General features: G+C 43.8%; 9 protein-coding genes. 7 read left to right on the top strand and 2 right to left on the bottom strand.

Annotated elements, in window-relative coordinates; translation table 11 throughout:
• Nucleotides 1–53 precede the first annotated feature (53 nt).
• From JSY38_RS18235 to JSY38_RS18205, 7 genes are all read left to right on the top strand, one after another.
• The gene (locus JSY38_RS18235) at nucleotides 54–899 is read left to right on the top strand and encodes a lipase family protein (protein ID WP_239544062.1); all 846 of its coding nucleotides are present in this window, start codon (nucleotides 54–56) and stop codon (nucleotides 897–899) included.
• 226 nt (nucleotides 900–1,125) lie between these two features.
• Nucleotides 1,126–2,067 (top strand): ABC transporter substrate-binding protein, encoded by a 942-nt coding sequence (locus JSY38_RS18230; protein WP_205114603.1) that lies wholly within the window; start codon nucleotides 1,126–1,128, stop codon nucleotides 2,065–2,067.
• Nucleotides 2,068–2,072: 5 nt separating this feature from the next.
• Entirely contained in the window at nucleotides 2,073–3,092 is a 1,020-nt protein-coding gene (locus JSY38_RS18225; RefSeq protein WP_114412169.1) for a FecCD family ABC transporter permease, read from the top strand.
• Complete coding sequence (locus tag JSY38_RS18220) at nucleotides 3,089–4,174, top strand: FecCD family ABC transporter permease (RefSeq protein WP_205114602.1); 1,086 nt, start codon at nucleotides 3,089–3,091, stop codon at nucleotides 4,172–4,174. The genes JSY38_RS18225 and JSY38_RS18220 overlap by 4 nt, the downstream gene beginning before the upstream one ends.
• Complete coding sequence (locus tag JSY38_RS18215) at nucleotides 4,171–4,995, top strand: ABC transporter ATP-binding protein (RefSeq protein WP_205114601.1); 825 nt, start codon at nucleotides 4,171–4,173, stop codon at nucleotides 4,993–4,995. Before JSY38_RS18220 ends, JSY38_RS18215 begins: the two co-directional genes overlap by 4 nt.
• A 209-nt stretch (nucleotides 4,996–5,204) precedes the next feature.
• Nucleotides 5,205–7,391 (top strand): OsmC domain/YcaO domain-containing protein, encoded by a 2,187-nt coding sequence (locus JSY38_RS18210; protein WP_114412166.1) that lies wholly within the window; start codon nucleotides 5,205–5,207, stop codon nucleotides 7,389–7,391.
• A 25-nt stretch (nucleotides 7,392–7,416) separates the two neighbouring features.
• Nucleotides 7,417–8,604, top strand: a complete 1,188-nt coding sequence (locus JSY38_RS18205) for a murein transglycosylase domain-containing protein (RefSeq protein WP_205114600.1) — start codon at nucleotides 7,417–7,419, stop codon at nucleotides 8,602–8,604.
• A 40-nt stretch (nucleotides 8,605–8,644) separates the two neighbouring features.
• Here JSY38_RS18205 and JSY38_RS18200 read toward each other — a convergent pair whose 3' ends face one another.
• Together JSY38_RS18200 and JSY38_RS18195 are read right to left on the bottom strand one after the other, a co-directional pair.
• Entirely contained in the window at nucleotides 8,645–11,365 is a 2,721-nt protein-coding gene (locus tag JSY38_RS18200; protein WP_205114598.1) for a hsp70 family protein, read from the bottom strand.
• 3 nt (nucleotides 11,366–11,368) lie between these two features.
• Nucleotides 11,369–13,147 (bottom strand): Hsp70 family protein, encoded by a 1,779-nt coding sequence (locus tag JSY38_RS18195; protein ID WP_205114596.1) that lies wholly within the window; start codon nucleotides 13,145–13,147, stop codon nucleotides 11,369–11,371.
• Nucleotides 13,148–13,149 lie beyond the last annotated feature (2 nt).

The following is a 13,149-nucleotide window of genomic DNA, read 5'->3' as shown; positions in this document are numbered from 1 at the left end:
TCTTTATTACTTTGTTGTTTCTGACTTGCATGTTAAAAAATAAGATCTTGTTATTGTCTCTGTTAGTTGTAATTCCTTTTCAATTGGCACTTGCTCAGCCAAACTTCACAGTGATTAAAGCTCAAGCAAAACTATCGGATGACACCTATCTAGAATCAAGCACTTTAGAGCAACGCCTTATTGAACAAGGCCAAGCCTTGGTTCATCAATCACTAATCTCCTTATCACAAGTGAGTTACTTTTTAAGTCGCTCCAAGAAAGTTCAGACCATCGCCATCCGAGGCACAGCGAACTTAGAAAACGCCATGCTGGATCTGGATTTACAACTACAGCCAGATACTTTACTTGATATAAAACTACACCAAGGCTTTGGTTCTGGTGCAAAAGCAGTGTACGAAGATATTAAGCCCTTTCTCACACAAGACCAACCTATCCAACTTACCGGCCATAGCTTAGGTGGTGCTATTGCCGTAATCCTTGGTATGTATCTGCAAAACGATGGCTACCCAGTAGAGCAAATAATTACTTTTGGCCAGCCTAAAGTCACCAATGTCACTGGCGCAAATAAATTTCACACCTTACCTCTAACCAGAGTCGTCACACCAGATGATATTGTGCCTTTAGTGCCGCCAATTAGCCCAATGCAAATAAAAGATTTAGATATTTTTTGGCATATGGGAGAAGAGATCATTCTTATAGACAAAGGTGAATTTGCCCAAACTAATGGCGTAAAAGCCATGTTAAGGGCCTCCAAATTCGCAACCGCCATTCCCAGTGAGAAGAACCTACGAGCCCACAAAATGACCACTTATATAAGCTTAATAGAACAATTACAAACCTCTCCAAAAGAAACTACCTACAAAACAGAGATTAGTTTATTTGGCTTTTCATTCGATTAGCCCCACTTGTACCTGAAGCGGCGAATAGCTCAATACATCTAAAACTAAAACGTTACGTTTCACTTTTTGTAACGCTTTTATAAGATTAAACAGTTAAACACTGTAATAAGAAGCGTTATCATTATTGAAATTAATTCAGTTGCTTGCACTTTCAGTATTTCAACGCCTTGGCTCACATTGAAGCCAGATGTCTACTGAAGTTATTCATTTTTAAGGAATGCATTTTATGACGTTTAATCGCCCTATTTTTAAGAAAATATTACTGTGTGCTTGCTTAGCCACATCTTTAGGAACGTTCGCAGCTGAGCATACTGTTAACACAAAGTACGGTAACGTAAAGGTTAATGACGATGTAAAGCGTATCGTGACCTTATCTGAAGATGCATTAGATAGTGCAATCGCATTGGGGTTTAAACCATTAGCAGCTGTTGCAACACGTGGCGGCGATTCTGTTGCCGAATACATTCAAGAACGTGTTGAGGATATCAGTATCGTTGGCACCTCTAGACAAAATAACTTAGAAGCCATTGCTGCCCAGCGACCAGATCTGATTTTGGCATCAGCTTCTTTATCTAAAGACCAATATAGTATCCTCTCTAAAATAGCGCCAACTATTGTACCTAATTCGCCTGGAATGGTTGCAGATGCTTGGATCACGTTAGCCCAAGTTTATGCGGATGCGCTGAACAAAACCGAAGAAATGAATGTAATTCTTGCTGATATTGAAAAACGTGCAAGCAACCTTAAAGACAAAATTGCTACGAAATTACCTGAAGCTGAACGTTCTGCAACGCTTGCTCGATGGATGCCACAAGGCCCTGTTGTAATGTCGTCACAAATATTTTCAACTGATATGCTAGCTTCAGTTGGCTTTGAAATTAATGATGCAGGAGTTATCAAAGAAGGACGCCCGCACAGTAGCCCTCTTAGCTTAGAGAATTTATCAAAAGTGGATAGTGATTGGCTGTTCCTTGCTACACTGAACACGGAAGGTAAAGATGCACTGGATGCAGCAAAAACATCACCTTCTTTTTCTCGCTTGAATGTTGTTAAAAACGACCATGTTGTAACTGTTAACGGACAACTTTGGACAAGTGCGGCTGGTCCATTAGCTGCACATGCAATTTTAGACAATATTCAAACTGTTATCGATACAAAGATTAAATAACCTCGATGCTAAGTTGGTTTATTAAGACACCAGCACAGCGACCATTATTTTACGTCTTAGTGTCAGCACTTTTAGTGTTGGCACTTTGCTGTTTGCTGAGCTTATTATTTGGTGCTGGAGGGTTAACTCCTCAGGCTTCCCTACAAACTTTATTGGGTAATGGCACTGCTGACGACGAATTTACTGTTTTCCACCTGCGCTCAACAAGAACGTTAATCGGGTTATTTGTCGGCTTAACACTAGGTATTGCAGGTGCGTTAATGCAAGCTGTTGCTCGAAACCCTTTGGCAGAACCAGGCTTACTGGGTGTAAGTGCAGGAAGCTCATTTGCTGTGGCAATGGCACTTGTAATGGGGGCCAGTACAGCAACACTAACCGTTGGTATTGCTCAATTAGGCGCCTTAATTGGCTGCATCTGCGTCCTCGGCGCCGCACGAATGCAAGGTCAACATAACGATCCTATTCGTCTTGTACTCGCAGGGGCAGCATTATCCAGCCTATTATTGGCCATGACGTCTCTCATTCTTTTATTTGATCAAAGAGCAGCAGACGAAATTCGCTTTTGGGTTACAGGTAGTGTGGCTGGTCGTGATACCAATACTCTCATGTCTGTTTTACCCTCCATGTTAGTTGCTGTTGCTTGCATTCTTTACTCGGCAAAGCCATTGGCTTCGTTGGCTTTGGGCGAGCGAGTCGCCATCGGTCTTGGTCACAAACCAAGACGAATTCGAGGTGTTATTATTGTCGCTGTTGCATTATTGGTTGGTGGTGCTACAGCGATAGCAGGTCCAGTTGCCTTTATCGGCTTGGTCGTTCCGTTTGCAGCTCGAGCATTGGTTGGTCCTGATATTCGCCGAACATTATGGTTATGCCTGCCTCTAGGTCCAATTATTGTAATAACAGCAGATATTATTTCTCGACTTGTCGCACAGCCAGCAGAAATGCCATTAGGTGTACTCACAGCCATAGTCGGTGCCCCTGTACTTTTATTGATTGTTCGATCACGTAGACTGCCCACATTATGATTAATCACAGCCTTTCCATGCCAGATACCCCGCTGGATGCTTCGACTCCAGATGGCTATCGACTAATATCTATTGGACAATACGCGCATATCCTCATTGAGAAGCAGGCCATTATTCGCAACACTTGGCTTTTGATTCTTTTATTCTGTGCCAGCGTCATCACACTGGGTAGCGGCACTATGGCTATATCACCCAAAGAAGTCGTTGCGGTACTCTTTGGTCATGGCAACACAATGAGCCAATTCATTGTCCAAGACATACGTTTTCCGCGTTTAATGGCTGCAATTTATACTGGTGCAGCATTCAGCTTAGCTGGCTGCCTAATGCAAACCATGGCGCGAAATCGATTAGCCACGCCAGGCATCATTGGTATCGACAATGCAGCAATGGCCTTTGCTGTCTCTTCAGTTGTTGGCATGGGTATTTCTTTGGCCCCTTCTTTTATGGCACTAGCGGGCGCGGCAACAGCAACAGCACTGGCATTTGGTTTAGCCGGCGGAAGTGGTACCCGTGGCTATCGTTTCATTGTTGCCGGTATTGGTATTGGTGCCATAGCAGGTTCTGTGACTCAGCTCTTACTAAGCCAAGTCAGTATCGATGTTGCAAATAGCGCTTACCCATGGACAGTAGGTAGTTTAAGTGCTCGTGACCCTTTTATGGTTAACGTCCTAGGGATCGGTATTGCTATTTGTGTCATTGGATGTCTTTTGTTTTCAACGCAATTTGCCTTGTTACCTTTTTCTGATCAGGTGATTACGGGCCTTGGAGCCAATATAAAGCACATCAGAATAATAGCTCTAATTCTATGTATTACTTTAACTGGACTGGCTGTCGCTGTTGCAGGCCCTGTTGGCTTGGTCGCATTAGTTGGGCCAGAGATAGCCCGTGTTTTATCTCGCTATCGCGGCATCCCACTTATCAGCTCTGCCCTCACTGGTGCGCTAGTTATGATGCTTTCCGATTTATTTGGACGAACTGTTTTATCACCTATTGAACTACCAGTAGGCATTGTTACCGCAGTGGTAGGTGGCCCTTATTTAATCTGGATACTGGTAAGACGCTCTTCAAGGAGTTCGTTATGACACCTACTGCTTTAAAACAAAAGCCAAACACTTTTTGCGCTAGCCTTAGTGCAGATAAGCTCACCCTTAAACACGGCAAAGTTAGTATTATCGATCAATTGGACGTTACCTTGCCAGAAGGCCAAGTGACGGCGATTGTCGGGTCAAATGGCTGTGGAAAATCCACTTTATTAAATGGGTTATCTCGTGTTCATACACCAAGCTCAGGTGTTGTATTGTTAGATGGTAAAGATATCCACTCATTACCCTCTAAGGAAGTTGCACGACGTCTTGCCCTATTACCACAAGACACACTAGCTCCAGACGGCATTACGATTGAAGAGCTTATTCGATTTGGCCGACATCCTCACCAAAGCTTACTAAAACAATGGGCAATGGATGATCAAGAAGCCATTAGGTATGCTCTGCATGCTGCGGATCTTGAAGGTTTAAAGGACCGCCTTCTCGACACTCTATCTGGTGGCCAACGCCAGCGAGCGTGGATTGCCATGTCAATTGCACAAGAAACGCCATTACTGTTACTAGATGAACCAACATCTGCACTCGACCTTGGCCATCAAATTGAAGTTTTTGAGCTAATAAGAAACCTATCTCGACAAGGCAAGACATTGGCGATGGTTGTTCATGATCTTCCAAGTGCCTGTCGCTATTCAGACCATATTATTGCCATGAAAGAGGGCAAAATACTGACCCAAGGCAGCCCAAAAGACATTATGACCAAAGAGCTGGTACGTGAACTCTACGGTGTTGATTGCGACCTTATGCCAGACCCCATGACAGGAAGCCCTATTCTAATCAACATCAGACGCTTGAGAAGCTAATCGCAAAGTACAAAATAAAGCCTTCTTATGATGTTTTATAATGCAATTGGGCAAACTAAAACTGAAAAGAAGGCAATTTTTTTTAAAATGGCCAATTTAATTTTACTCACCCCCCTCTTATCGAAGATAATCTCACTATCATTTTTTATCGACCCTAGAGCTCGATAACTGCCCTGCACATACGCCTTATTTAGTGGAAATACGTTTCAATGGAAATCAAAGTTAATTTTCTCGACAATCTCAGACTAGAAGCCAAGTTTGATGATTTCACTGTCACTGCTGATCAGCCTATTCGCTACAAAGGTGATGGATCAGCACCCAGTCCATTTGATTATTTCCTCGCTTCATCCGCGCTGTGTGCCGCCTATTTCGTTAAGGTATATTGCAAATCACGTGACATTTCGACAGACAACATTCGCTTATCCCAGAACAACATTGTCGATCCAGAAGATCGTTACAATCAAATCTTCCAGATTCAAGTTGAGTTGCCTGACGATATTTCTGACAAAGACCGCCAAGGTATTCTGCGTTCTATTGATCGTTGTACCGTTAAAAAGGTCGTACAAACTGGACCAGAGTTCAAAATTGAAACGGTTGAGAATCTAGACGCCGATGCCAATGCGATGTTAATGGGCAAGCCAGATGGTTCATCCAACACTTTTATTGCCGGAAAAGACCTGCCGCTTGAAAAAACCATCGCGAACATGACAACAATGTTGGCGGATCTCGGAATGAAGATTGAAATTTCATCATGGCGCAACATAGTGCCAAACGTTTGGTCGCTACATATTCGAGATGCCGCATCACCAATGTGCTTCACCAATGGTAAAGGTGCATCGAAAGAAAGTGCTCTATGCTCAGCCCTTGGTGAATTTATCGAGCGCTTGAACAACAACTTTTTCTACAACGACCAGTTCTTTGGAACTGAAATCGCCAACAGCGACTTTGTACATTACCCAAATGAAAAGTGGTTTGCGTTAACTGAGGATGATTCCTTACCGGAAGGCATCTTGGATGAGTACTGCTTAGAAATTTATAATCCAGACGATGAATTACGTGGTTCGCATTTAATTGATACCAACTCTGGCAATAAAGCGCGCGGTATTTGCACAATTCCTTACACACGTAAATCCGATGGAGAAACGGTTTACTTCCCATCAAACCTCATCGAAAACTTGTTTTTAAGCAATGGTATGAGTGCGGGCAATAACCAGCAAGAAGCACAAGTACAATGCCTATCCGAAATCGTCGAGCGTACGGTGAAACGCCAAATTATTGAAGAGGAAATTGTCTTACCTGATGTTCCCATGGAAATTTTGGAGAAATACCCAAGTATCCTTGCTGGCATCCAAGAACTAGAAGAACAAGGCTTTCCTATCCTAGTGAAAGATGCATCTCTTGGTGGTCAGTTCCCTGTAATGAACGTCACTTTGATGAACCCAAAAACCGGCGGTGTGTTTGCGTCTTTTGGCGCTCATCCAAGTTTTGAAGTGGCTTTAGAGCGTAGTTTGACTGAGCTAATGCAAGGCCGTAGCTTCGAAGGTTTAAACGATGTACCAAAACCTACCTTTAACAGCATGGCTGTCACAGAACCAGAAAATTTTGTCGAACACTTTATTGACTCAACTGGCGTGATTTCTTGGCGCTTCTTTAGTGATAAGCACGACTATGACTTCTGTGAGTGGGATTTCTCTGGCAGCAGTGAAGAAGAAGCCGATGCTTTATTTGGCATCTTAGAAGGCCTAGAAAAAGAAGTATACGTGGCAGAGTTAACGGATTTAGGCGCTTCTGCTTGTCGTATTTTGGTGCCAGATTATTCAGAAGTTTACCCTGTTGAAGATTTAGTTTGGGATAACACAAACAAAGCACTGGATTATCGTGAAGATATTCTAAATCTTCATTCCTTAAGTGATGGACAATTAGAAGACTTAGTTAATCGCCTTGAAGAAAGCCAACTGGATAACTACACAGACATCCCGACTTTAATTGGGATTGTATTTGATGAAAATACTGTCTGGGGTCAGTTAACCATCATAGAACTTAAGATACTAGTCTACTTAGCCCTTGAAGCCCATGAAGATGCACTAGAGTTAGTTGGCGAGTTCCTACAGTTCAACGACAATTCTGCAAAACGCGGCCTATTTTATCAAGCCATGCACTGCGTGTTAGAAGTGACGTTAGATGAAGAATTAGAACTAGAAGATTTTACTCATAGCTTTAGCCGCATGTTTGGTAAAGAGGTTATCGATAACGTTATAGGTTCTGTCACAGGCGATGTACGTTTTTATGGCTTGACCAAAACCAGCATGCAACTCGAAGGCATTGAACCGCATTTGCGCTTAATTGAAAGTTATAAGAAACTTCATCAAGCGCGTAAAACAAGTACATTGAAATAATACGAACATAAAGAGAGGCCATTTAATGTTAAAGAGTATCGTCCGCCAGTCCCGATTTGTATTGATTGGCCCTTTATTACTAACATTAAGTGGCTGTGAATCCATGTCTTGGTCCATAGACTCTGTAGATTCGGTAAATAAGCTTACAACTCAAATCAAAAATGCTGACGATATTAAAGACGTAAAAATCATTGCAAAGCAGGTAAAAACAACCAGCAAAATCATTCGAGCAGATATTGAAGCGATAAAAGCTTTATACGCAGAGCTTGACCAAAGAGTGAATAAGCGATGGGGCAAAGGCAATAGTGAGCTACCCGAAAAGAAAAAGTACGTTAAATACACCAACGATTATCAAGCAAGAACCATTGTCGACTTTGAAAAAGGCACTGTACGAGTCGAAACACTAACCACGGAACAACCGCTTGACACCTTAAAGCAGGCTGTTACAACCACCCTACTCACTACTGCAGACCCAACCAAAACCGATATTTTTTCAAGCGATGCACCAGATACGGAAGGCGTCCCTTTTTTGTATCCACAAGTCATGGATCACGATGGTAAACTTGTTCAATACCGCTGGCGAGCAGAGCGCTATTCTGACTATTTAGTGTCAAACAAGCTGAAAAAATCTAATACAAATGGCAAATCTGTTTATGCAGTAGAATTCAATCTTGTCCCACAACATGAGCATCTAAGACAAGAAAAATACAGCCAATATGTGATCGCTGCCGCCAAACGCTATAATCTCTCTCCAGCACTTATTTACGGCATAATAGAGACAGAAAGCTCTTTTAACCCTTATGCGGTTAGTCCTGCAAACGCTTATGGTCTGATGCAAGTAGTGCCTGCGACAGCTGGACGAGACGTTTATAATTTAGTAAAGAAAAAGTCGGGGGAACCAACCAAAGAAGTGTTGTTTGTTCCACAGAATAATATTGATATTGGCAGCGCTTACCTACACCTTTTACAAACACGCTATCTTGTAAAAGTCACCAATAAACTCAGTCAAGAATACTCAATGATATCTGCTTACAACGGCGGCACAGGCAACGTGTTGAAGACCTTTGATCCAAATGATCGTACAAGAGCGATGAACAAAATTAATCAGACATCTACCAGCAACGTTTATAAGAAACTTAGGTACGATCACCCTAGATCGGAATCTAAAATGTACCTAGAGAAAGTCACCAAAGCAAAAAAAAACTATGAGTAGTGTTTTAATCACTCTGGTGACAAATTAGAAAGTTAACGCTCTATAAACGTAAACCAATTGGCAAGCTCTCACCGACCAAGGCGTTTAGTTCATCGCTGTTAATCTCGATTTGGCTCTCTAAACGCTCCAACCATTGCGCTGGGCATTTGTCTTTTTTGAGTTTATTAGCGACTTTTTTGCGCATAGCACCCAGCTTGTCGGATTCGCCAAGGCTGACTTGGCTCATCAAAACGGCTGCCAACCCTGCTTGCTTGCGTTTCTTCCAATCTTCCTTGAGAACCGTTTCTAGAATCGGAAAGAGTTTATCCTCTGCAATTCTTTGCTCTTGCTTGCCAGATAAAAGATGACGAGAAGCGATGCGCCCTATCGTCCACCAAGCTGTGTCTGGCTCAGAAGTCTTTTGTAAACGCTTCAGCAAGCAATCAATCGTGGTGACTTTGTCTTCATTCGACAAACTCTCTAACGCGCCAACCAAACGAATTAAATCATCGCTGGATTTAGTCGTCAGTGCTTTCATCTTGTCACGAGAACGCTGCCCTGTTGGTGAATAGTATTGGCTAAACTGCTTAAACAAATGCGTTTGTTGTTCCACCGATAAGCCACCTGCAACACGGCGATACAAGGTCCAATATTGCCCCCAAACGGGTGCCGTATCAAACTGAGCGCCTGCTTTGGTAGTATTAACGACTTGTTGAACCCGTGCCATATCATCCGCGGCACCAAAACCTGGGCGTAGACAATAGCCCATGAGCTGCAACCATTGTCGCTCATGCTGGGCGCTTTTGGTTCGACCTGATTTTACACTTAACAGTTTATCCACCAAACGACGTGACGTGGCAAGATTCCAATCATCTCTATTGCCCAGAAGCTGATCCAAATCCTGCTTAAGTGATTTAACCAAGTCCGGATTTTGTTTTTGACCCGCGCTAGAAAAGCACTTAGCTAGATGCTCTTCCGCTTGGCCCATATTGGCGTGCAGAAAACCACTTTCATCAGCTTGATCAGAGCCTTGTGAGGAGCCCACTTGGGTAGAAAAATCCAAACGCCACTGATCTTTCTGATTATTGGCATTTAACACCACTTGCAACACACCCACTTCGGTCATTTGCACCGATAGCGTTACCGCGGTTTCTTGGGAGTCGATGGAGCCATCTAGCTCTGTCATCAAGGTTGAAATGTAATGCAGCCCATCTTGATCGCGAATGTTACCGACAACACAGTCAATATGATCGTCTGATCGATATAAAGGGAACTGAACTTGCTGACCCAGAGTCACAAAGAACTCTTGTTCCAAGCGGATGGTTTCACCTTTCAGGGTACCCTTTGGCAAGATGCCGACGAATTGATCTTCACCAAGCTTCAAATACAAACTGTGCGCCACGCCACTTTCAATGCGTGTACTTTCACCAGCTAAAGCGTTCAAATACATGGCCGCGCCTTTGGCAACCGCGTCGTTTGGTTCATCAGCAGTACAAGCGAGAATAGGCTCAGCAGACCAAGCATTAAGCTGCTCTAATAAACGCGACTTCAATATCGGACTATTAAATAAACCACCATTAAACAACACCGCATCAGGCATAGGAGAGCCAGTTGCCGCTTCAATGACAGTTTTATGCTGTTGCAAAAACGCCGCTAAATGACGTGTAAAAGCAGGATCAGATTCGTAAGGTAAGCCCAAGGTATGCATGGCGTAATCGCTCTTTTTCACCTTGTCATCGCTATTCACCAAAGGAAAAAAGCCGCTGCGTATTTGTTCCAGTAAGGCTTCTCTCGATACATCAAATTTTTGCGAACCACCGATTAAACGACTACCACCACCAAGCACCGTAATACTTAAAGATTCCGGTGCATCTTCGCCTAACAAGGTTTCTTTTGCTTGACGAGTTTGCTGAACCAAAGCCGCTAAGCGCGTGGCTGATAAAGCAGAAATTTGTTTTGGATCTAACTGAAACGCCAAGGCTTGATCTAGGTTATCGCCACCCAGTAATAAATGTTCACCTACAGCAACACGCTTAAGCGATACACTGTTGGTTTTTGAAGACGTAGGCTTGATCGCCACTAGGCTAAAATCGCTAGTACCACCGCCGATGTCGACCACCAAAAGCATTTTTTTATCAGCTAATGCAGAGAGTTTTTCGTCATCACTGATATAGTGATAACAAGCCGCTTGCGGCTCTTCCAGAAGGTACAAATCGTTTAGACCTGCTAGTTTGGCCGCTTCCAAAGTTAACGCTCGCGCCTCTTCATCAAAAGAAGCCGGCAAAGTTAACGCGATGGATTGTGACTCTAGCGGCGCATCAGAAAATCGATAATTCCAGCTCTGCTTAATATGTAATAAAAGAATCTTACTCGCCTCAAGTGGGCTGAGCTTTTTAGGGAATTCGCTCGCCCAAGGCAAAATCGCCGAGCGACGATCGACTTGACGATGGCTTAACCAACTTTTCGCGCTTTGTATCAATTGCCCAGCTCGACGCTGGCCTAACGCTAACGCACCAACACCTACGATGCGCTCTTTATCATGATGGCGCCAAGGCAAAACCGGATCGATTTTGCCAATTTCATCAGCGGCCAAAACATAAATAGCACTCGGCAAATGCGTAAGCTCTTGCACAGAACCATCCGCCATAACTTGCGGAATAGGCAATAATGCAGGCACATCTTGGTTCGAATCATCCGATACTGGAACATACGAGACAACACAATTGGTTGTCCCCAAATCGATACCTACGCGATAAGCAGAAGGAAAAGCCATCTTTACCATGCGTTAAGACTCCCTAACTTGAAACTCAATAGTCCAACTTAGGTCCGATTGGGTATCGTGTGCTTGTAACAGCAACAATCCCAACTCAGTAACACGGGCCGTCAGATAGACTCGCACCATATCGCCAGCTTGGTAATGACCTGCGTCTAATCGTACCGACAAAGGGTTCAATTCATTTAGCTGGGGCACAGAAAATGACGCAATGACTTTACCTACCGATTCCACATCGCTGTGTTTTGATTGGAAAAAACGGAATGTAACACTTTCGCCAACTACAAGAGAAAACTCGTTGGGCAGCATTTGCTCTTCTGAACCTTCCTCCAACCCAAATGGTGCCACACAAATAGCATCCACAGGTGGTGCCATTCCAGGAATCGCAGGCATTGGACTAGCAACACCAATGTAGTAGTTTGCCGCTAGACCACTTTTTACTTTGACACCGCCTTCGGCTTGCACTTGGGCATAATAAGTCGCACCTTTGGCAACCGCATGATCCAAATGTGATGGCGTCAACATAGTTAATTCGTGGCCACCCAATGATTCTGCAAGCATAGAAGCCAAACGAGTTTCTAGGGTATTGCGAATGACACTGGCATTAAACACACCACCGTTTAGCAACACCTTGCTTGGTTTGACATCATGCTGAGCCAAGAATTCGCTGATGTGACGAGTGATCGCTGGGTCACCTTCGTAGTCCAAGTTAATCGCACTAAAACCACTACGAGCCGTTTTTTGAGCTTGCTCACCCAACTGAACTTTAGGAAAAAAACCATCAATTAAAAGCTGTTGAACATCGCTCTGCGTCAAGGTTGCTTTGATGCTGTTATTAAACAAACTGCGACCACGACTAGGCACAACAACGCTCACGTCGTCTAAATCCGCATTGGTTAACAAACGCTCTTTTGCTTCTCGGCAAGCTTGAGTCAAGCCGCTAATTTGCCAAGGTTCAAGATTAGTGCCGTTTTGCGCTAGCTGAGCAGCCAAATGGTAAGTCAGTGTCAAATCCATATTGTCGCCGCCAAGAAGAATATGACGGCCCACAGCGACACGCTCTAGGCCAAGCACCCCATCTTGCTCTACCGCTTGGATTAGCGACAAATCTGTCGTACCTCCACCCACGTCAACAACTAAAATATGCTCATTAACATCTAGGCTTTCAGCCCAGCTTTGCTGATCACTTAACCAGGCATAAAATGCCGCTAACGGCTCCTCAATCAAACGAGCACGCAAACCGACTTTTTCCGCGGCTTGCTCAGTAATAGCACGAGCAGCAGGATCAAATGACGCAGGCACAGTAATAACAAGAGTTTGCTCGGCAATTGGCGTATCAGGAAATTGATGGTCCCATGCACTAACCAAATGCGCTAACAAGGTTTCTGTCACCTGCGCTGGAGACACTTTTTCTACTTCTTCAAGCGCATCTACCGGTAATACCGCTTCATCAGCACTCACGCGAGAATGACACAACCAGCTTTTAGCACTCTGTACCAATCGACCAGAAGATTTCGCACCTAACTCACGCGCCAGTTGTCCGACGACAAAATCAGCTTTACCCCAAGGAAGCTGTAAATCGCTCTCTAAGAATTCACCTTGGTGAGGAAAATACACAAAAGAAGGAAGTAGAGGACGAGCATCCACTTGACCTGCCGCGATAAATTGCGGAATCGCCAATTGCTGAATACGCCCTACTTGATCTGATTCGGTTGCCGTTTGACTAGATGGCGAAAAATAGACAGCCGAATGCGTGGTACCTAGGTCGATACCAATGAAATATTGACTCATGA

It is taken from the genome of Marinomonas foliarum (assembly GCF_016906065.1).
Lineage (GTDB): Bacteria > Pseudomonadota > Gammaproteobacteria > Pseudomonadales > Marinomonadaceae > Marinomonas > Marinomonas foliarum.
The sequence above is the reverse complement of the archived record's forward strand: the minus strand, read 5'-3'. Positions and strand labels throughout refer to the sequence as shown.